Raw genomic sequence first — 19712 nt, 5'->3', positions numbered from 1 at the left:
TCACTCTGACTTTCCGTAGCAGTAGGAGAGGAGCAGTTCGTCGTCGGCCTCCGCCGCGGCGACCTGTCCGGAGATGCGGCCCTCGTGCATGATGACGACGCGGTCGCTCATGCCGATGAGCTCGGGGAGTTCGGAGCTGACGGCGATCACGGCGGTGCCGGTCGCCGCCAGGCGGCGGATGAGGCGGTAGATCTCGGCCTTGGTGCCGACGTCGATTCCGCGCGTGGGCTCGTCCATGAGCAGGACCGCGGGCTGACGCTCGAGCATCTTGGCGAGCACGACCTTCTGCTGGTTGCCGCCGGACAGCTCCCCCACGCTCTGGCGGGGGCTGCGCGCCTTGATCTGCAGATCCGACATCCCACGACGGGCGATGTCGGCGATGCGCGCCTGGGACACGACGCCGACCGAGCTCACCGAGGAGAGGTTCGCGATCGTGATGTTGTCCTGGATCGACGCGCCCAGGATCACGCCCTGGCTGCGGCGCTCCTCGGGAACGAGCGCGATGCCCGCGGCGAGCGCGCGACCCACGCCGGGCGAGCGCGGCAGCACCTTGTCCGCCACGGCGATCGTGCCGGCCTGATGCTTCTGCGCTCCGGCGAGGATGCGCAGCAGCTCGCTGCGCCCTGCGCCGGCCAGACCGCCGATGCCGAGGACTTCACCCGCCCGCACCTCGAACGACACGTCCTGCACGCGGCGACCGGTGAGGCCCTCGACGCGCAGCACGACGTCTCCGCCGCCCGAGCCCCGTTCGGGATAGAGCTGACCCGCCTCACGGCCGACCATGAGGGAGATGACCTCGTCGATGTGCGAGTCGGCCACATCCTTCGTGATGATGGTCTCGCCGTTGCGCATGATCGTCAGCCGGTCGCACAGCTCGAAGACCTCCTCCAGGCGGTGCGAGACGTAGACGATCGCGACGCCCCGCTCGCGCAGCGACCGCAGCACCGCGAACAGGTCGGTGATCTCGGTGTCCGTGAGCGACGCGGTCGGCTCGTCCAGGATGAGCACCCGCGCGTCGGTCGCGAGGGCACGGGCGAACGCCACCATCGTCTGCTGCACGGGCGACAGGTCGCCGGCGAGCTTGCCCAGCGGGATGCACTGATTGATGCTGTCCAGCTGCTCCTTCGCCCGCCGGCGGAGCTCCCGCCAGTTGACGACGCCCCCGCGGCGCGGCGTCTGCTCGCCCAGCAGGATGTTCTCCGCCACCGTCAGCGACGGGATGATGGACAGCTCCTGGTAGAGCGCCACGATCCCCTCCCCGCGGGCGGTGCGTACGCTCTGGAACTCGACCTCCTGGCCTGAGCGCAGGATGGTGCCGCCGTCCGGGGCGTACAGCCCCGTCACGACCTTGATCAGCGTGGACTTGCCCGCACCGTTCTCGCCGAGCAGGGCGTGGATCTCACCGGGGAGTACGGACAGCCGGGCACCCTTCAGGGCGTGGACGCCGTCGAAGCGCTTGACGATGTCGCGGGCCTCGAGGGCGGGGGCGGTCTCCACCGGCGCTGCCTCCCGTTCGAGTGCGGTGGTCATGACAGCCCTCCGAGCCGGGCCTCGTCGTTGCAGGCGATGATGACCTTCGGATAGCGCCCGGTGAGGTGCGCCTCGAAGGCGTCAGCAGCCTGCTCGAGAGGGAACACGGCCTGGGTGAACTCGGCCAGGTCGAGCTGCGGAAGCAGATTGAGCGCACGCGGGAACGCGTACGGCGAGACGAAGACGCCCGTGAGCGTGAGCTCCTTCAGATAGAGGTAGTCCGAGATGTTCAGCGGCAGCTCGTAGTCGCTCGGATACATCGCGCCGTAGATCACCGTGCCGCCCTTGGCCGCCAGATCGAGCAGTCCTCGAGTGGCGCGGGTCGATCCCGAGGCGTCGATCACGACGTCGTAGCCGCGCCCCTCGGTGAGCTCGTCGGCGATCGCGGCCTGGTTCTCGCTCGTGGGGTCGATCGTGTACTGCGCGCCGTGGCGCCTGGCCATCCCCCGCCGGTCCACGATCGGCTCGATCATCGTGAGGGCGGTGGCGCCGTAGCGGGCCATGACCTGCACCGTGAGCTGCCCGATCGGCCCTCCTCCGCAGACGACGACACGGTCGCCGACACGGATGCGGGTCTTGTCGGCGATGCGCACGGCCACGGACGTGGGCTCCAGCAGGCATCCTTCGAGCAGGCTCACGCTGTCGGGCAGGCGGTAGACCTGCGACTCGTGCCAGGTGACCGTCTCGGCCATGCCCGGACGGTTGTAGTCCTGGATGTGCTCGCAGAACTGCTGGCGTCCGTCCTGGCACGGGCGGCATGAGCCGCAGAAGCGGAGGAAGTTGCCGGCGACCCGGTCGCCGACACGGAGACCGCCCCGCCCGGCGCGCTCGCCGAGCGCCTCGATGACGCCGGAGACCTCGTGCCCGAGTCCGATGGGCACATCGGTGCCGAAGAATCCCTCGGCCAGGTGCGGATCGGACCCGCAGATGGCGGCGTAGGCGACGCGGATGCGAACATCCTCCGGGCCCAGCTCGGGCTGCGGCATGTCGACGACGCCGATGCGGCCGCGGGCGGCCTCATCGGGATCGCGCAGGTTGCCGATGCGCGTGACGGCGACGGTGCGCATGGTGGCGCTCACCCCTCGGCCGCGATCACGCGACGCAGCGCCGCGGTCGTCGCCGACAGCCCGTAACCGTACTTGTCGCGCAGCTGCTCGTCCTCCCCGAAGCCGGCGTAGACCTGCGGGATCCCGAGTCGCTCGAACGCCGTCAGACGGATGCCGCGATCGGCCACGACATCGGCGATGCGGGTGGCGAGGCCGCCGTAGGCGAGGTGGTCCTCGAGCACGACGAAGCGCCCGCCCGTCTCGGCCGCCGAGCGCACGATGAGCTCCTCATCGATCGGCTTCAGCGTGAACATGTCGACCACGCGCACCGAGCGGCCGTCCGCAGCCAGCTCCTCCGCGGCATCCAGCGCCTGGGCGACGGTCGTACCGTGCGTGAAGATCGTCGCGTCGGTGCCCTCTCGCGCCACGATTCCCTTGCCGATGCGCACCTCGTGCTGACCCGGCTCGTAGAGCACCTTGTCCTTCTTGCCGACGGCGAGGCGGATGTAGATGGGTCCCTGCATCGTCATCGACTGCCGGAGGATCTCGCCCACCATGAGCGGGTCACCGATCGAGGTGACGGTCATGTTCGTCAGGGCGCACATGAGCGCGAGGTCCTCGACCGCGTAGTGCGTCGATCCGCCGTTGCCGACGAGTCCGCCGTGCGTACCGATGATCTTCACCGGGAGGTTGGGGTAGCAGACGTCGGTGCGCACCTGCTCGAGCGCGCGCATGCTGAGGAACGGAAGCATGCCGGAGACGACGGGGATGTTGCCGTCGTAGGCAAGGCCGGCGGCGATCCCGACGCACGCCTGCTCGGCGAGTCCGACATCGATGAACCGGTCGGGGAAGGTGTCGCGGAACTCGACGAGGGTCGCACCGATGTCGGGGGTGAGCACCCACAGGTTCTCGTGCTCGGCGCCGAGCTCCGCGAGCGTCGAGCCGATCACCGATCGCGCTCCGAGGAACTCTCCGAAAGTGAAGGTCACAGGCATCAGACGGACTCCTTCTCACGCGAGGCGGTGAGCGCCGCGAGGGCGCGTTCGAGATCGGCGGCGCCGAGCGATCCGGCGTGCCAGGCGAGGTTGCGCTCCATGAAGTCGACACCCTTGCCCTTGATGGTCTCGGCGACGATGACCGTGGGCGTCTCGCTGTCGGGCTCGGGCAACGCGTCGAGCGCCTCGACCAGCTGGCCCATGTCATGGCCGTCGATGTGCACGACGTTCCACCCGAAGGCGCGCCACTTGTCGGGGTACGGCTCGAAGGCGACACGCTCCTCCGCGAAGCTCGTCATGAGCTGGCGGTTGCGGTCGACGAAGGCGACGAGGTTGCCGAGGCGATTGCTGCGGGCGGCCATGACCGCCTCCCAGACCGAACCCTCGCCGGTCTCCCCGTCACCGAGCAGGGTGAACACGCGGTGGGCGTCACCGCGGTGACGGGCACTGAGCGCCATGCCCACGGCGAGGGGAAGGCCGTGGCCGAGCGATCCCGTCGACGCCTCCACACCCGGCAGCTGCACCTTGCACGGGTGCATGCCGTAGGCGCTGTCGAGCTGGCCGTAGGTGTCGACGATGCCTTCGTAGGAGAAGAAGCCGCGCATCGCCATCGCGATGTACATGCAGACGGCGGCGTGACCCTTGCTGAGCACGAAGCGATCGCGCTCGGGGTTGGCGATGTCGGTCGGGTCGACGTTCAGCCCGTAGTGGAAGAGAGCGGTGAAGATGTCCGCCGAAGACAGGTCTCCGCCGATGTGGACGGCGCCCTCGTAGGTGCCGCACAGCTGCAGGAGCTTGCGCCGCAGCTCGAACGCCAGATCCTCCAGTTCGGCCACGTTCGGACGCTGGTCCGTCTGCAGGGGGGAACTGCTCATCATGCCTCCTCGTCGATGGCAGGGAGACGTCGAATATGCGCAGAATCGCGTCTTCATCGACGTCGTTTCGGGTGCCGCCATCCGACTCTGGAGGGCGACCCGGCGAACGTAGCACGATCTCATTTACATGTAAACAGGAATGGACGTAAACTCGTGGCGCGGGGGTGGCGACGGTCGCGATCCCGCACATATCCGAGACACAGAGAGGTGCAGGGATGTCGAGTTCGATCGCCCATACGTCCGCCGGAGTGCGGACAGGGCTCTACATCGGAGGCGCGGAGCGCTTCACCGATGACGTTCTACAGATCGCCGATCCGGGAAAGCCCGGAGTCGTCGTTGGCGAGGCTGCTGCAGCCACGCCCGCGGATGTCGCGGATGCGGTCGCCGCCGCATCCGCCGCCTTCGGCTCGTGGAGCGCGCTGTCGGCGGCCCAGCGCGCCGAGGCGATGGCGGCAGCCATCGCCGGCATCGCCGACGAGCGCGACACGGACGCCGCCATCCTGTCGCAGGAGAACGGCAAGATCCGCTTCGAGGGGTGGGTGGATGCCCTCGTCTTCGAAATCCGGTGGAACCTCGCCCTCATGCTGAAGGACGAGGTCGAGAAGGGGCACACGCTTCCCGTCGTCCCCGGCGCGATCCCCGTGACAACCGAGGTGGGCTATCAGCCGCTGGGCGTCGTCACGATCATCGTGCCCTTCAACTGGCCCATCGCCATCCTCGGCGCAGCTCTGCCCCACGCGCTGCTCGCGGGCAACACCGCGATCGTGAAGCCGCCGCCCTCGGCGCCGCTGGCGACGACCCGCGTGGTGCAGCGCATCGCCGAGAAGCTGCCGCCCGGCGTGCTCAACGTCGTCACGGGCCGCGACGAGAACATGGCTGAGCTCATCCAGAGCCCGGATGTCGCGAAGGTCTGTTTCACCGGCAGTGTGAACGGCGGCAAGCGCATCATGCAGATGGCCGCGCAGACGCTCACCCGCGTCACGCTCGAGCTCGGCGGCAACGACGCAGCGGTGTTCCTGGAGGACGCGATCCTCGACGACACGCACCTCGACCGCCTCTACGCCGCGATCTACGACACCACGGGCCAGATCTGCATGAACGCCAAGCGCGTATTCGTGCACCGCTCGCGTCTGGACGAGCTGGTGGCGGGGCTCGAGGCACGCCTCGAGAAGGTCGTGATCGGGTACGGACTCGACGAGGGCACGACCATGGGCCCGCTCCACCAGCCGGCACAGAAGGCGTTCGTCGAGGAGATCATCCAGGAGGCGAAGGATGCCGGCGCCGACGTGCGCGAGTACGGCACCCTGCCCGGAGGCGAGCTGGCGGGCGGCAACTTCCTGCGTCCGGCGATCGTCGTGGACCCCGACCCGTCGCTGCGCGTGGTGACCCAGGAGCAGTTCGGCCCGGTCATCCCGATCATCCCGTTCGACTCGGAGGAGGAGGCGGTCGCCCTCGCGAACGACACCTGGGGCGGCCTGTGCGGATCGGTCTGGACCGCATCGCCCGAGTCGGCGCAGCGCGTGGGATCGCAGCTGGTCTGCGGTTACGTGTGGGTCAACGACCACGGCGCCACCCGCCTCGACCTGCGCGCGCCCTTCGGCGGCATGAAGCAGTCCGGCTTCGGCCGCGAGCAGGGGATCGAAGGCGTCCGAGCCTTCCAGGACACCCGGTCGATCGCCACGATCGACCCGGAAGCCCTGGCGGCGATGGCGCACTGACGACCACGACGCGGGCCGGGACCTCCTCCCGGCCCGCGTCGTGCAGCGGCGGATGCCGCATCCGACTCCCGGAGAGGAAACCCATGGCCACAGATCGCACTCGACACGCACACGGCGTGAAGCCCCCCGCCGAGGCGGTCGTCGAGCCGCTGGCCGACCACATCGATCCGGACGCCTTCACTCCGAGGTTGCTGGCCCTGCTTTCCAACGCGCTGGTCTGGCGCGAATCCCACGAACTGCGCCGTCAGTTCGATCTGGGCACGAACGAGTGGCGTGTCATCTCCGCACTGGCCATGAACCCGGGCTTCTCCGCCTCGGAGATTTCGGAGTTCCTGGTGGTCAACAAGGCGATCGTCTCCAAGAGCGTGACGACCCTGGTGGAGCGGGGCCTCGTGGTCCTCGCGGAGGGCGCACGCGGATCACGGCCGATGTATCTGACGGCAGCCGGCGCGACCATGCACGACGACATGCTGCCGATCTCCCTTCGCGGGCAGGAGATCATCCTGGCCCACATGACGCCGGCCGAGGTCACCCGACTCAATGCCCTGCTGCGCAAGATGCTCGACGAGATGCGGGTGCTGCAGAGCATCGACAACGAGTCCTGGCTCGCGGATGCGGGCGCCTCCCGCAAGAGCTGAGTCGCTCCCGCAGGCTCAACCCACGCAGCCCTGCTCACCCAACCAGGCGCGCGCATCAGCGTCGTCCTGTGTAGAGGTCTGGTCCGGCGCGATGGGGCCCTCTTCGTAGTTCCGGCCGGTGCGGTCGACGTACACACTCTCGGTGAGAGAGATCGTCGCGCCGTCGAACAGCGTGCGGCTCACGTTCGCGGAGGTGTAGCCGGCACTATCGGCCCCGAAGGTGCGGGCGCCCTCCACGCCGCGGAAGGACGCGAGCACGGCCTCCCCGCTGGACGCGGTCCACTCGTCCTGGAGGACGGCGATGGGCCTGCCGGCGAGCTTCTCGTGCGCCCCGACGTCGACCATGACGTTGCCGGCGATCGCGGCGCCCCGCGGCTCGATCGTGACCGCCGTCGCATTGCCGCCCCGGTCGACGAAGGACAGCGCCACGCCATCGGGAAGCAGCGCGGCGATTCCCGAGAGCATCGGGTACATGTTGCCCCCACGGTTGCCGCGCAGATCGATCACCCAGCCGCAGGTGTCCGCCGCGGCCCGATCGATGCCGTCTGCGACGGTCGTGGCGTAACTCTGGAGTTCCTCCGCCCGCGAGGAGACCATCTCGGGCAGCACGATCGTCGTGACTCCGGCGTCGGTGTCGACCGTCGGCTGGGCCGACGACTCAGCAGCCGCGGACCCCGTCCCCGCCGGGACGAAGCTCGAGTGCCGACCGCCGGCGATCTGCGTGCCCTCCTGCAGGAGCGGATACAGCTCGGCGTATTCGCTAGCCGACCTCGCCGCATCCAGGATGGCGGCCCGCTTCGCCGGCCACTCCGGGTCATTCGCGTGGTAACCGCCGTCGAGACGTTCGACGGCGAGCTGCGCATACTTCTCGACAGAGGGTGGCACGAGATAGAACCCGAAGCGCGGCCCGTAGACGTCGGCGGCGAAGACCGCGGCGACGACGGCTCCGGCGAGCGCGCCGAGGGTAACCGTCGTGACCACCACACGCCGACGGCGGTGCTTCGGACGAGCGCGAGGGGTGGTTGCGGGCACATGTGAAGATGACACATCCCCATGGTTCTCCCGCGGAATCGCGGGCACATCGGCGGGGCGATGTAACTCCTCGGGCGCATGTCATCCCGAAGACGGACGACGAACCGTGAAATACCTCTTGTCATTACCTATCGACATAGGTACTCTCGCTGACGAGGCGCAACGAAGCCCTCCCGAAAGCGGAAGGACCACGACTCGTGGCACGTAACACCCCCGCACCCGACCCGGCCGCATCCCTCGCGCTCCTCGACGGCTTCTCGCTCGAGATGACCGGCAAGGACATCCCCGGACTCGAAGAAGCCCGCGACGTCATCCCCGCTGGCACCAAAATCAACGTCACCTTCCTCGGCAACGAAGACCTCGACATGCGCGTCGCTGCCGCCAAGGCCGTGAAGGATGCGGGATTCGTCCCCGTCCCGCACGTCTCCGCCCGTCGGCTCGCCTCCGCTGCCCAGCTCGAGGAGTTCCTCGACCGCCTGCAGCAGGTGGGTGCCACCGAGCACGTCTTCGCCGTCGGCGGCGACCCGGCAGAGCCCGAGGGCCCGTACCCCGACTCGCTGAGCGTCATCCGTTCCGGCATCCTGCAGAAGTACGGCGTGCGCGAGGTCTCGATCGCGGGCTACCCCGAGGGACACCCCGACATCCCCACCGACGTGCTGTGGCGCCACCTCGAGGACAAGTCGGCGGCCCTGGCCGATGCGGGTCTCGGCCAGGTCATCCTCACGCAGTTCGCGTTCGACACCGACCCGGTCATCGACTGGATCGACGCCGTACGCAGCCGCGGGATCACCTCGGAGATCCGCATCGGCACACCCGGCCCCGCCGGCATCAAGCGCCTCATCAACTTCGCCCGCCGCTTCGGCGTCGGCGCGAACGCGATGATCGTGAAGAAGTACGGGTTCTCGCTCACCAACCTCATGGGAACGGCGGGCCCCGACCGGTTCATCGGCGACCTCGGCGCGCTCGTCGCGCAGAAGGACTCCCGCGGACCTGTCAAAATTCACTTCTACACGTTCGGCGGTCTGCGGGCGACATCCGACTGGGCCCGCGAGTACATCGCCGCGCAGTCCTGAGGAGATCCCCGCATGTCCCTGCACAAAGACGCCCTGCGTGACCACGCCTGCCTGATCGTGCACGGCCCCGACCAGCCCGGGCTCGTCGCCGCCGTCACCGCACTCATCACGCGCAACAAGGCGAACATCGTCACGCTCGACCAGTACTCGGACAACCCCGAGGGCGGCGCGTTCTTCCAGCGCGTCGTCTTCCACCGTCCCGAACTCGCCGCGGCGATCGGCGACATCGAAGCCGACCTCGCCCAGACGCTGGAGCCCTACGGGATGCAGTGGCGACTGACCGACCAGTCGGTGCCGAAGCGGATGGCGATCCTCGCCTCCACGAGCGATCACTGCCTGCTCGAGCTGCTGTGGCGTCACCGCCGGGGCGAGCTCAACGTGACGATCCCCATGGTGATCTCCAACCACACGAACACCGCCGAGGACGTGCGCTCGTTCGGCATCCCGTTCTTCCACGTGCCCTCGCAGGGCCCGGACAAGTCGGAGGCCGAGCGCGAGATCGTCAAGCTCCTCGCCGGCAACGTCGACTTCGTCGTGCTGGCGCGCTACATGCAGATCCTCACCGATGACTTCCTCGAGGGCGTGGGCGTGCCTGTGATCAACATCCACCACTCCTTCCTTCCCGCCTTCATCGGCGCCGGCCCCTACAAGAAGGCCAAGGAACGCGGCGTCAAGCTCATCGGCGCCACCAGCCACTACGTCACCAAGGATCTCGACGAGGGGCCGATCATCGAGCAGGACGTCGCCCGCGTCGACCACTCCATGACCGCCGCCGACCTCCAGGCCCGCGGTGCCTACGTCGAGCGGGCTGTGCTCTCGCGCGCCGTGCAGTGGCACGCCGAGGACCGTGTCATCCGGCACGGCAACCACACCATCGTCTTCACCTGACTCCGACGCCTCACCCGAGGCGCCGGCCCCCGAACAGAGAGGTTCATCGTGGCCAGCAACCTGCAGGAACTCATCGACCAGACCAACCCGGTCGAGATGCTGCGCAACTCGCAGATCGGCTCCTACATCTACCCGGTCGTCCCCGCCGACTTCCAGAACTGGATTAAGGAGCAGCAGGCCTGGCGCAACACGGCCGTCCTCTACGACCAGTCCCACCACATGGACAACGTGTTCCTGAAGGGCTCTGACGCGATCAAGCTCATCAGCGACACCGCGATCAACTCGGTCGCGAACTTCGCGGTCAACAAGGCCAAGCAGTACGTGCCCACCACCGCGAGCGGCCACGTGATCGGCGACGGCATCCTGTTCCGCGAGGCCGAGGACGAGTACGTGTACGTCGGCCGCGCGCCCGCATCCAACTGGCTGATGTACCACGGGGAGACCGGCGGCTACCAGAACCTCGACGTGCAGGTCGACCGTCGCTCGCCCTCGCGTCCGTACGGCCACGCCGTGACGCGCCGCTACTACCGCTTCCAGATCCAGGGCCCCAAGGCCTGGGACGTCATCGAGAAGCTCAACGGAGGCCCGCTGGAGAAGCTCGGCTTCTTCAACATGTCGACCATGACGATCGCCGGCAAGACCGTGCGCACCCTCCGTCACGGCATGGCCGGCGCTCCCGGTCTCGAGATCTGGGGTCCCTACGAGGACCACGACGCCATCCGCGACGCCATCGTCGAAGCCGGAGTCGAGTTCGGTCTCGTGCCGGTCGGATCGCGCGCCTACCCCTCGAACACGCTCGAGTCCGGGTGGATCCCCTCGCCGCTTCCCGCGATCTACTCGGGTGAGGCCGAGCGCGGCTACCGCGAGTGGCTCGGCGTCGACAGCTACGAGGCCACCGGAACCCTCGCGGGCTCCTTCGTCTCGGACAACATCGAGGACTACTACCTGACGCCCTGGGAGCTCGGTTACGGCTCGTTCGTGAAGTTCGACCATGACTTCATCGGCCGCGACGCGCTCGAGAAGATCGATCCGGCGACCCAGCGCAAGAAGGTCACCCTCGCGTGGAACGCCGAGGACCTCGCAAAGGTCTGGGGCTCGCTGCTGAACGTCGACGGACCCAACTACAAGTTCTTCGACCTGCCGCTGGCCAACTACGGCTCCGCGAACTACGACTCGGTCGTGGATGCGGACGGCGCCGTCGTGGGCTTCTCGATGTTCACCGGCTACAGCGCCAACGAGCGTCGTGGTCTCTCGCTCGGCACGGTCGACCCCGACGTGCCCGAGGGCACCGAGCTGAAGGTCGTCTGGGGCGAGCCGAACGGCGGCACCTCCAAGGCCTCCGTCGAGCCGCACGAGCAGACCGAGGTGCGCGTGGTCGTCAGTCCCGTGCCCTACTCCACCGTCGCCCGCCAGACCTACCAGGGCGGCTGGCGCACCGGCTACAAGGGCTGAGCCCTCGACGCGACGCGGGGTCCGGTCCGCCCGGGCCCCGCGTCGGCGTTTATGGATAGCCTCAGAGCCACAGCTCGGAAGGAGAACGGCGGATGAGCCTGCGCTACGCGCTCCTCGCCCTCGTGCGGGTGGGACCGCAGTCCGGCTACGACCTGCAGAAGCAGTTCGCGGTCTCGGTCGGGCACGTCTGGCACGCCCCGGACTCCCAGATCTACCCCGAGCTACGCAAGATGGAGGCCGAAGGCCTCGTGCGCGGCGAGGAGCAGGCGCGCGGCGAGCGCGGCACCCGTCGGATGTACCACATCACCCCCGAAGGGGATGCAGCCTTCCTCGCGTGGATGGCAGCTCCGCTGGACTACCAGCGCGTGCGCGATCCCGCTCACCTCCGGGCGGCCTACCTCGAAGCCGGCACACCCGCCGACTCCCGTGCGTTCCTGCGCGCGCACATCGCGCAGTGGGAGAGCGAGCTGGAGCAGTGGGAGGGCGAGCTGGCGCGCATCGACGCGGTCGACAACCCCATGCTGCTGCGCCGTCTCGCCGTCACCGCCGAGGCGGACCGAGAACGCACGATCGCCTACAAGCGCTTCGCCTACGAGGGTCTCGTGGAGCGCGCGCGGGGCGAGATCTCGTGGGCGCAGCGCGGCCTCGCCCTCGTCGAGCGCCTCGAAGGCGCAGAAGGAGCAACATGAGCATCGACACGGCAGCGCGCACCGACCGCGCCCGCGCGGTCGCGGCCGTTCGCGAGCTGCTCGAGGCCGTCGGCGAGGACACCGATCGCCTCGGACTCACCCGCACCCCCGAGCGGGTGGCGGACCTCTTCCTCGACCTGTTCTCCGGACTGGGCGTCGACCCGGCATCCGCCCTCGGAGCTCCCGTGGCCCTCACCGACAACGAACACCCGGGCGAGCTCGTCGGGATGACCGCGATCCCGTTCCGCTCGGTGTGCGAGCACCACCTGCTGCCCTTCGAAGGCACGGTCGATGTCTTCTACGCGCCGGTGCGTCACATCGCCGGACTCAGCCGCATCGCGACGCTCGTCGAGCTCGCCTCCCGTCGCCCTCAGCTGCAGGAGCGCCTCGGGCATCAGATCGCCGAGGCGCTCATGACGGTGCTGCGCCCACACGGGGTCGCCGTGCGCGTGGAAGCCCGGCACGGCTGCGTGGCCCATCTGGAGCCGAGCGCCGCATCCGCTCGCGTGGTCACGGTGGCCACCCTCGGCGACATCCCCGACGCGACCTGGCGCCTCGCCGCACCATCCACCCCGTGACGCTCGCGGATCGGACACAATAGTGTTGACGATCCGGTGCGGCGCTTCCGCCCGAGAAGGGGATGACGATGACGTTTCCCTCCGTGACGGACGAGGCCGAGCAGGCGGCGCGCCCTGAGCTGGCCGCACAGATCCGCGACGCGATCCTCGGCGGCGAGTTCGCGCCTCACCAACGGCTCATCGAGGCCGATCTCAGCGAACGCTTCGAGGCTCCGCGGGCAGCCGTGCGCACCGCGCTGCTGACGCTCGCGGGCGAGGGTCTGGTCGAGCGCCTGCCCAATCGCGGCGCGCGGGTGCGCGCCATCACGGTCGACGAGGCGGTCGAGATCGTCGAGGTGCGCATGGGGCTCGAGTCGCTGTGCGCCCGAAAAGCGGCCGAGCGGGTCGACGATGACGACATCGAGGGCCTGCGCGCGCTCCGTTCCGACATCGAGCAGGCGATCTCCGGCGGCGACCTGGTGCGCTACTCCCGACTCAACCAGGAGCTCGATCGGCGCCTGCGCGAGCTCAGCGGGCACGCGACCGCATCCCAGCTCCTGGAGCGTCTGCGCGCACAGTCCGCGCGGCACCAGTTCCGACTCGCCTTCCATCCCGGCCGCGCCGCGCAGTCCGCACCCGAGCACATCGCGATCATCGACGCGGTCGTCGCCCGCGATCCGGATGCCGCGGAGGCCGCCACTCGGCAGCACCTCGCCGGCATCGTCGACATCCTCCGCTCGCTCGACTGACCGCATCCGGGCACCCGACCGCATCCGGGCACCCGACCGCATCCGGGCACCCGACCGCATCCGTCGCCGCCACCGCGCAAAGCCCGCGAGACTGCATCTTTCGCACGAGATCACGGGGTTTACCCGTGATCTCGTGACGAAGATGCAGTCTCGCGGGATCTAGACGGACGGGATGCGGGTCAGCCGAAGGACTCGACCGTGGTGTACCCCTGTCCGTTGTACTTCTGCACGACCACCGACGACACGGCCGGCTGACCGTCCACGGTGGTGTCGACGGCGGTGCCGTCGAGCATCAGCGGCGCCTGGAAGTCGGTGATCGAGCGCAGGGCCTCCATGAAGTTCTCGCGCGTCGGCTCGGTCATCGTCTCGAAGGCCTGCTCGAGGGTCGCCCCGACCATGAAGCTCCACATGCAGTGCGGGAAGGCAGGCATGTCTTGGTAGTCCGCGTACTGCTTCAGGTCGGTCAGGAACGTCTGCACATCCTCGTCGTCGGCGAACGCGGGGCTCGCGGGCGCCTTGGAGAACGACACCGAGTACACGCCGGGGAACGCGTCGGCGCCACCGGGCTGAAGGATGGCGGTCGGGCTCGACGTGTTCGACGGCAGGAACCAGCTCGGGCTCCATCCGAGCTGCTGCGCCTTCTGCAGCGACGAGATCACGAGCGGGGTGATCGACATCGCGTTGAAGAACACATCCGCGCCCGAGCTCGCCAGCTCCGTCAGCTGCGCGTCGACGGCCGTGTCGGTCGCCTCGTAGGTGAGCTCCTTGACGATCTCGATGTTGCTCGCACCTTCGACCGCGCTCTTGAAGCCCTCGAGGTAGCCCTCGCCATAGTCGTCGTTCTGGTAGAGCACGGCGACCTTGTGGTTCTCGCCGGATGCGGCCAGGAGCTTGCCGAAGGCCTCGCCCTCGTTCTGGTAGATCGGCACGAAGCCGAGCTGCCAGGGGCTCTCGTTCGTCTCGCTGAAGATCGGGTCGCCGGTCATGACGAGCACCTGCGGCACCTCGTCGGCGATGGCCGCCTCGCGGTAGGCGCGGTTGGTCGGCGTGCCGAGACCGGCCGTCATCGCGAAGACGTTGTCCTTCAGCTGGTCGTAGTTGGCCTTGGCCTTCTGGGGGTCGTAGGCGTCGTCGAGCGCCTTGATGTCGACCGTGCGGGTCTTGCCGTCGCCGAAGGTCACGCCGCCCTCGGCGTTCTTCGCACCGAAGTACGCCGTGATGCCGGCGACCGTGCAGGTGCCGGGGCCCGCAGTACCGCCGCTGAGCGGCGTGGTGATGCCCAGGCTGATCGATGTGTCGGTGATGCCGGGGCTCGCGGCCGCGGCGCCGCCCGTGGCGTCGGAGCCTCCCCCGCCGCGCGAACAGCCGACGACGGCCAGTGCGAGAGCGGACGTCAGGGCGACGATGCCCAGCACGCTCCTCTTCCTCAGATTCATGGGTGATTCTGCCTCTCTGTGGTGCTCGGCGACGCGGGAAGGTCGCCGGACGATGGGTTGCTCGGTGCTCGATCGGGGCGACGCCGCATCCGTCTCAGTCGTGCGGGGAGGGATGCGAGTCCGCCCGGGAGGACGAAGAGCACAAGCAGCAGCAGCGCCCCCTGGAGCACGGCCGTCAGGTTGGGGTCGACGAGGTTCGTCAGCTGCGGCGCGAGCACGTAGTACGCACCACCCAGGAGCGACCCGATGATGCTGCCCGCGCCGCCGATGACCATCGCCGCGAGCAACTGGATGGAGTGCCCGAAGCTCATCGTCTCGGGCGAGGTGTACTGCACCACGACCATGTAGAGGAAGCCGCTGACGCCGCCGATGAGGGAGGCCACCGTGAAGGCGAGCACCTTGTACCGATAGGGCGAGACGCCCATCGCCGCGGCGACCGCCTCGTTGTCCTTCACGATCGCGAAGGCGCGCCCGTACTTGCCGCGCACCAGATTGCGGGTGAGCAGGAACGCGATCCCGCCGATGATGATCACGAGGTACAGCTGCCACTGATCGTTGTACAGACCGGTCCATTCCGGCGCATCGGTGAAGCGGGCCGAGACACCCTGCGACCCACCGGTCAGATCCGACAGTCGCTTGGCCAGCGGCACACCGACGATCGGCAGCGCGATCGTCACCATTGCGATGGCGAGCCCGCCCAGCCGAGCGGCGGCGAGGGCGATGATCAGTCCGACGACGCCGGGGATGAGGATGCTGAGCACGAAGACGAGGGCGATGTTCCAGTCGTTCTGCACGCCGTACGCGGTGACATACGCGCCGAGTCCGACGAAGAAGATCTGCCCGAGCGAGACCTGGCCGGTGTAGCCCATGACGACGTTGAGCCCCAGGACGGCGACGGCGAAGACGCCGATGCGCGCGATGGTCTGGTTGGCGAACTCGGGCAGCATGAGCGGAAGCAGCACGAGCAGGGCGACGACCGCGAGGACGACGACAACACGTACCCAGCGACGCGAGAAGACGGATGCGGTGGAAGCCATCAGACACGCACCACCGTTCTGCGCCCGAACAGGCCCTGTGGTCGCACGAGCAGCACGACGAAGATGAGCACGAACGGCACCGCGACCTTCAGGTCGTAGCCGATGAAGGGCACGTACACGGCGGCGAGGTTCTCCAGCACGCCGATGATCCATGCCGCCGCGACCACCCCGACGGGGCTCGACATCCCGCCGAGGATGACGGCGGCCAGCGCGTAGACGAGGGCGTTGTCCATCATGCCGGGGGTGAGCGTGAGCTGCGGGGCGACGAGCGCGCCGGCCACCGCGCCCAGACCCGCCGCCAGCCCCCATCCGACCATCAGCAGGCGACTCACCGGCAGACCGGAGAAGGCCGCGGACTGCGGATTCACCGCGACCGCCCGCAGCGCCAGGCCCAGCTTCGTGCCGGCGAACAGCGCCTGCAGCAGGATCATGATGGCGAGGATGACCACGGTCGTCCCGATCGAGCGCACGCTCACCGACGCGCCCAGCACCGAGATCGTGTCGAGGGGGAAAAGCGAGGGGAACTGCTGGTTGTTGTAGGTGAAGAGCCAGCCGCAGACGCCGGTGATGAGCGTCAGCAGACCGATCGTCACCACGACGGCGGTGTCGGGATCGCCGCCCTCGAAGCGACGCATCAGGTACCGCTCCACGACGGCGCCGAACAGGAACGAGACGCCCACGGAGAGCAGGATCGCGAGGACGAGCGGGACCCCGACCCCGGTGAACCACCAGGCGAGGTAGGCGGAGAGCACCGCCATCCCGCCCTGGGCGAAGTTGATCAGGCCCGTCGCCTGGTTGACGAGCACGATCGCCAGGGCGAGGGCGGCGTAGACCGAGCCGATGGACAGCCCATCGATGACGAGTTGGATGAAGGTTCCCACTCTCAACCTCCCAGGTAGGCGCGGCGGATCTCGTCCATGCCCCTGAGCTCGGCCGACGTGCCGGTGAGCACGTTCCGGCCGGTCTCGAGCACGGTGGCGGTGTCGACGAGCCGGAAGGCGAGCGTCGCGTTCTGCTCGACCACGAGCATCGCGATCCCCGACTCCCGGCGGAGCCTCGCGATGGCGTCGTAGACCGTGCGCGCGGTGCTCGGGGCCAGACCCAGAGACGCCTCGTCGAGCAGGAGCAGCCGCGGCCTCGCCATGAAGGCGCGGGCGACGGCGAGCATCTGCTGCTCGCCGCCGGAGAGCGCGGAGGCGTGCGAGCGGTAGCGCTCCTTGAGGTTGGGGAACAGGTCGAGGCAGTAGTCGATGTCGCCCTGGATCGCCTTGTGGTCGCGCCGCTGGTACGCGCCGACCCGCAGGTTCTCGCGCACCGTCAGGGCGCCAAGGGTGCCGCGCCCCTCGGGCACGTGCGCGATGCCGATCGACGCGACCTTCTCGGGCCGCATCCCGCGGATGTCGCGCCCGTCAAAACGAAGGGTGCCGGTCGTGCGCACCATTCCGCTGATCGCGCGGAGGGTGGTCGTCTTGCCCGCGCCGTTCGCGCCGAGAATGCCGACGGCTCCCCCCTCGGGCACGCTCAACGACACTCCGTCGAGCACCTGGACGGGACCGTACGACGCGGTCACGTCGACGAGTTCAAGCAGCGTCATCGGCGGCCTCCTTGCCGATGTAGGCCTCGATCACCCGGGGATCGCTCTGCGCCTCGGCGGCCGAGCCCTCCATGAGCTTGCGGCCGTGATCGAGCACGACCACACGGTCGGTCAGTGCCGCGATGAGTCCCATGTGGTGCTCGACGATCACGACGGTGATGTCGTCTTCGTCGCGGATGGCGCGGACGGTCGCGATGAGCTGCTCGACCTCGGAATGCGGCAGACCCGCCGCCGGCTCGTCCAGCAGGAGCAGCTTCGGGTGCGACATGAGTGCCCGGCACAGCTCGATCGCCTTGTGGAGTCCGTGCGAAAGCTCGTCGGCGTGGCGGTTCGCCGCCCAGCCGAGGCCGGAGCGCTCCAGCAACCGCAGCGCCTCCGTGCGCATCTCCCGCTCCGAGCGCCACGTGCGCGGCGTGCGGATCGCCCACTCGCCGGGCCCGCCCGGAAGGCGCGTGTGCGCGCCCAGCATCACGTTCTCGAGCACGGATGCGTGCAGTTGCAGCGCGGGATGCTGGAAGGTGCGGGCGAGTCCGCGCCGCGCGAGGTGCGCCGGGGTCTGTCCGGATGCTTCGTCGCCGTCGATCGTGATGGAGCCGGAACTCGGGCGATAGTGCCCGCTGATGCAGTTGAACAGCGAGGTCTTGCCCGCGCCGTTGGGTCCGACGAGGCCGAAGATCTGCCCGGGCTCCACGTCGAATCCGACATCGTGCAGCACAGTGATCCCGCCGAATCGCAGGTTCACGTCCGTGAGGGTGAGTCGAGCCGCCATGGCCGCCTTTCCGTGTCGTCGCGTCATTGCGAGACCGGGGGTTCGCCCCGTTCCTGGGACGGTACGGAGTCGCCCGAAGATTGTCAACGATTTTGGCGTCGATTTCGGGGCACGTTCTGATCACACTTTCTCGCGAACGACGCTCGATCCCGCGCATATTTCACATGAACGGAAATCGAGCCCATCATCGATCGCGGCCGGCGCATGCTCGGCTCGACGAAAGGAAGGTCGACGATGACATCCGAATCCCTCGCCGCGGCGATCGAACGCACCGGAAGCCCGCTCGAACTGCTGCGCAACCAGAACTGGCCGGCGTTCACGTTCCCGGTCGCCCCCGAGTTCACGAACTGGCGCGACGAGCAGCGCGCCTGGAACACCACCGTCGCGCTCATGGACCAGTCGCATCACATGACGCAGCTGTTCCTGGGCGGCCGCGACCTCATCGAGGTGCTCTCCTCCATCTCGCCCAACACGTTCGCCACGTTCCGCCCGGGCGTGGCCAAACAACTCATCAGCGTGAACGAATCCGGCTACCTCGTGGGCGACGGCATCCTGTTCTACAACGAGGACGCACCCGAGGGCCTCGTGCTCATCGGGCACCACATCCTCATCGACTGGGTACGTTTCACGCTCGAGAAGGCCGCGGCCGAGGGCAAGGATGTGCATCAGCGTCTGGAGCCGAACTCGCACATGCGGCAGGGCCCACCCACCTTCTACCGCTACGAGCTGCAGGGGCCCGAGGCCGACCGCGTCATGGAGAAGCTCTTCGGCGGCCCGGCACCCGACATCAAGTTCTTCCACATCGGCGACGTCACGATCGGCGGCCGCGCGGTGAAGGCGCTGCGTCACGGCATGGCCGGACAGCCGGGCTTCGAGTTCTTCGGCCCGTGGGCCGACAACGAGCACGTGCTGCAGACGATCCTGGAGGCGGGCGAGGAGTTCGGCATCCGCCGCGTCGGCGCGAAGGCCTACTCGGCCACACCGCTCGAGTCCGGCTGGGTGCCCACGCCCTTCCCCGCCGTCTTCGACGACGACATGGCCGAATACCGGTCGTGGCTGCCCGCCGAGCGGATCGGCTCGGTGGCGGGCTCGCTCACCTCGGACGACGTGCGCGACTTCTATCTCACGCCGTACGACATCGGACTCGGACGCTCGGTGCGCTTCGACCACGACTTCCACGGCCGTGCGGCGCTGGAGCGGCACGCGGAGAACCCGCGCCGGCGCAAGGTCACCCTGCTCTGGAACGCGGACGATGTCGCCGCCGTCGTGCGCTCGCAGCTCGAGCCCGGCACACCCGCGAAGTTCCTCGACTTCCCGAAGGCGCGCTACGGGCTGTACCAGATGGACGAGGTGCGCCGCGACGGCGAGCGCGTCGGCATCTCGACGGATGCGGGCTACATCGCTTACGACCAGCTGTACATGTCGCTCGCAACGCTCGACGCCGACATCCCCGACGGCGACGAGGTCGAGATCGTTTGGGGCGAGGATCCGATCTCCGCGAAGGACTCGGTCGATCAGAACCACCGCCAGGTGATCGTGCGAGCGACGGTCGCCCCCGCCCCGTACCACGAGTGGGCGCGCACGGTCTATCGCGCCTGAGCGCCGGCAGCCGGCCGTACCGGCACAACTCAGCC

General features: G+C 68.5%; 19 protein-coding genes. 9 read left to right on the top strand and 10 right to left on the bottom strand.

What is annotated here, in order from left to right; all coding sequences use genetic code 11:
• Genes KYX17_RS08200 through KYX17_RS08185 form a run of 4 tightly spaced genes read right to left on the bottom strand, consistent with a single transcriptional unit; the run spans position 1 to position 4446 of the window.
• Positions 1 to 1530, bottom strand: coding sequence for a sugar ABC transporter ATP-binding protein (locus KYX17_RS08200; RefSeq protein WP_243226508.1), 1530 nt, complete (start codon positions 1528 to 1530; stop codon positions 1 to 3).
• A complete protein-coding gene (locus tag KYX17_RS08195; protein ID WP_243226506.1) occupies positions 1527 to 2597 on the bottom strand; it encodes an alcohol dehydrogenase catalytic domain-containing protein in 1071 nt (356 codons plus the stop codon). Before KYX17_RS08195 ends, KYX17_RS08200 begins: the two co-directional genes overlap by 4 nt.
• Before the next feature lie 8 nt (positions 2598 to 2605).
• Positions 2606 to 3571, bottom strand: coding sequence for a transketolase family protein (locus KYX17_RS08190; RefSeq protein WP_243226504.1), 966 nt, complete (start codon positions 3569 to 3571; stop codon positions 2606 to 2608).
• Positions 3571 to 4446 carry a transketolase gene (locus KYX17_RS08185; RefSeq protein WP_243226501.1) on the bottom strand — a complete coding sequence of 292 codons (876 nt, stop codon included), beginning with the start codon at positions 4444 to 4446 and terminating at the stop codon, positions 3571 to 3573. The genes KYX17_RS08190 and KYX17_RS08185 overlap by 1 nt, the downstream gene beginning before the upstream one ends.
• Positions 4447 to 4661: 215 nt before the next feature.
• Here KYX17_RS08185 and KYX17_RS08180 point away from each other — a divergent pair, with 215 nt between their 5' ends.
• Together KYX17_RS08180 and KYX17_RS31990 are read left to right on the top strand one after the other, a co-directional pair.
• Positions 4662 to 6164, top strand: coding sequence for an aldehyde dehydrogenase family protein (locus KYX17_RS08180; RefSeq protein ID WP_243226500.1), 1503 nt, complete (start codon positions 4662 to 4664; stop codon positions 6162 to 6164).
• Positions 6165 to 6280: 116 nt separating this feature from the next.
• On the top strand, positions 6281 to 6802 hold the full coding sequence (locus KYX17_RS31990) for a MarR family winged helix-turn-helix transcriptional regulator (protein ID WP_243226499.1): 522 nt from the start codon (positions 6281 to 6283) through the stop codon (positions 6800 to 6802).
• A 15-nt stretch (positions 6803 to 6817) separates the two neighbouring features.
• Here KYX17_RS31990 and KYX17_RS32245 read toward each other — a convergent pair whose 3' ends face one another.
• On the bottom strand, positions 6818 to 7783 hold the full coding sequence (locus KYX17_RS32245) for a S41 family peptidase (protein WP_243226498.1): 966 nt from the start codon (positions 7781 to 7783) through the stop codon (positions 6818 to 6820).
• A 248-nt stretch (positions 7784 to 8031) separates the two neighbouring features.
• Between KYX17_RS32245 and KYX17_RS08165 the strand changes: the two genes are divergently transcribed.
• From KYX17_RS08165 to KYX17_RS08140, 6 genes are all read left to right on the top strand, one after another.
• Positions 8032 to 8907 (top strand): methylenetetrahydrofolate reductase, encoded by an 876-nt coding sequence (locus KYX17_RS08165; protein ID WP_374208932.1) that lies wholly within the window; start codon positions 8032 to 8034, stop codon positions 8905 to 8907.
• A gap of 12 nt (positions 8908 to 8919) precedes the next feature.
• On the top strand, positions 8920 to 9795 hold the full coding sequence (purU, locus tag KYX17_RS08160; RefSeq protein ID WP_243226497.1) for a formyltetrahydrofolate deformylase: 876 nt from the start codon (positions 8920 to 8922) through the stop codon (positions 9793 to 9795).
• Between the two features lie 48 nt (positions 9796 to 9843).
• On the top strand, positions 9844 to 11247 hold the full coding sequence (locus KYX17_RS08155) for an aminomethyl transferase family protein (protein WP_243226496.1): 1404 nt from the start codon (positions 9844 to 9846) through the stop codon (positions 11245 to 11247).
• Between the two features lie 92 nt (positions 11248 to 11339).
• The gene (locus tag KYX17_RS08150; protein WP_243226495.1) at positions 11340 to 11936 is read left to right on the top strand and encodes a PadR family transcriptional regulator; all 597 of its coding nucleotides are present in this window, start codon (positions 11340 to 11342) and stop codon (positions 11934 to 11936) included.
• The gene (gene folE, locus KYX17_RS08145) at positions 11933 to 12514 is read left to right on the top strand and encodes a GTP cyclohydrolase I (RefSeq protein WP_243226494.1); all 582 of its coding nucleotides are present in this window, start codon (positions 11933 to 11935) and stop codon (positions 12512 to 12514) included. Before KYX17_RS08150 ends, folE begins: the two co-directional genes overlap by 4 nt.
• A 68-nt stretch (positions 12515 to 12582) precedes the next feature.
• Complete coding sequence (locus KYX17_RS08140) at positions 12583 to 13242, top strand: GntR family transcriptional regulator (RefSeq protein WP_243226493.1); 660 nt, start codon at positions 12583 to 12585, stop codon at positions 13240 to 13242.
• Positions 13243 to 13421: 179 nt separating this feature from the next.
• Here the strand turns inward: KYX17_RS08140 and KYX17_RS08135 are convergent, their stop codons facing one another.
• The 5 genes from KYX17_RS08135 to KYX17_RS08115 are packed head-to-tail and all read right to left on the bottom strand — an operon-like array spanning position 13422 to position 18078.
• The gene (locus KYX17_RS08135) at positions 13422 to 14678 is read right to left on the bottom strand and encodes an ABC transporter substrate-binding protein (RefSeq protein WP_243226492.1); all 1257 of its coding nucleotides are present in this window, start codon (positions 14676 to 14678) and stop codon (positions 13422 to 13424) included.
• Complete coding sequence (locus tag KYX17_RS08130; RefSeq protein WP_243226490.1) at positions 14675 to 15715, bottom strand: branched-chain amino acid ABC transporter permease; 1041 nt, start codon at positions 15713 to 15715, stop codon at positions 14675 to 14677. Before KYX17_RS08130 ends, KYX17_RS08135 begins: the two co-directional genes overlap by 4 nt.
• Positions 15715 to 16596: a branched-chain amino acid ABC transporter permease gene (locus tag KYX17_RS08125; RefSeq protein ID WP_243226489.1), complete on the bottom strand. Its 882-nt coding sequence runs from the start codon at positions 16594 to 16596 to the stop codon at positions 15715 to 15717. Before KYX17_RS08125 ends, KYX17_RS08130 begins: the two co-directional genes overlap by 1 nt.
• A 2-nt stretch (positions 16597 to 16598) precedes the next feature.
• Positions 16599 to 17309, bottom strand: coding sequence for an ABC transporter ATP-binding protein (locus KYX17_RS08120; RefSeq protein ID WP_243226488.1), 711 nt, complete (start codon positions 17307 to 17309; stop codon positions 16599 to 16601).
• Positions 17296 to 18078, bottom strand: a complete 783-nt coding sequence (locus KYX17_RS08115) for an ABC transporter ATP-binding protein (protein WP_243226487.1) — start codon at positions 18076 to 18078, stop codon at positions 17296 to 17298. Before KYX17_RS08115 ends, KYX17_RS08120 begins: the two co-directional genes overlap by 14 nt.
• Before the next feature lie 234 nt (positions 18079 to 18312).
• Here KYX17_RS08115 and KYX17_RS08110 point away from each other — a divergent pair, with 234 nt between their 5' ends.
• Positions 18313 to 19677: an aminomethyl transferase family protein gene (locus tag KYX17_RS08110; RefSeq protein WP_243226486.1), complete on the top strand. Its 1365-nt coding sequence runs from the start codon at positions 18313 to 18315 to the stop codon at positions 19675 to 19677.
• The last annotated feature ends 35 nt before the right edge of the window (positions 19678 to 19712 follow it).

This window comes from Microbacterium sp. CIAB417 (assembly GCF_022788845.1).
Note: the sequence above shows the minus strand (reverse complement) of the source record. Positions and strands in the feature narration are given on the sequence as shown.

Coding starts and splice junctions, on each gene's coding strand:
- KYX17_RS08200 (WP_243226508.1), bottom strand. CDS start 1,530: ATGACCACCGCACTCGAACGGGAGGCAGCGCCGGTGGAGACCGCCCCC.
- KYX17_RS08195 (WP_243226506.1), bottom strand. CDS start 2,597: ATGCGCACCGTCGCCGTCACGCGCATCGGCAACCTGCGCGATCCCGAT.
- KYX17_RS08190 (WP_243226504.1), bottom strand. CDS start 3,571: ATGCCTGTGACCTTCACTTTCGGAGAGTTCCTCGGAGCGCGATCGGTG.
- KYX17_RS08185 (WP_243226501.1), bottom strand. CDS start 4,446: ATGAGCAGTTCCCCCCTGCAGACGGACCAGCGTCCGAACGTGGCCGAA.
- KYX17_RS08180 (WP_243226500.1), top strand. CDS start 4,662: ATGTCGAGTTCGATCGCCCATACGTCCGCCGGAGTGCGGACAGGGCTC.
- purU (WP_243226497.1), top strand. CDS start 8,920: ATGTCCCTGCACAAAGACGCCCTGCGTGACCACGCCTGCCTGATCGTG.
- KYX17_RS08150 (WP_243226495.1), top strand. CDS start 11,340: ATGAGCCTGCGCTACGCGCTCCTCGCCCTCGTGCGGGTGGGACCGCAG.
- folE (WP_243226494.1), top strand. CDS start 11,933: ATGAGCATCGACACGGCAGCGCGCACCGACCGCGCCCGCGCGGTCGCG.
- KYX17_RS08140 (WP_243226493.1), top strand. CDS start 12,583: ATGACGTTTCCCTCCGTGACGGACGAGGCCGAGCAGGCGGCGCGCCCT.
- KYX17_RS08135 (WP_243226492.1), bottom strand. CDS start 14,678: ATGAATCTGAGGAAGAGGAGCGTGCTGGGCATCGTCGCCCTGACGTCC.
- KYX17_RS08130 (WP_243226490.1), bottom strand. CDS start 15,715: ATGGCTTCCACCGCATCCGTCTTCTCGCGTCGCTGGGTACGTGTTGTC.
- KYX17_RS08120 (WP_243226488.1), bottom strand. CDS start 17,309: ATGACGCTGCTTGAACTCGTCGACGTGACCGCGTCGTACGGTCCCGTC.
- KYX17_RS08115 (WP_243226487.1), bottom strand. CDS start 18,078: ATGGCGGCTCGACTCACCCTCACGGACGTGAACCTGCGATTCGGCGGG.
- KYX17_RS08110 (WP_243226486.1), top strand. CDS start 18,313: ATGACATCCGAATCCCTCGCCGCGGCGATCGAACGCACCGGAAGCCCG.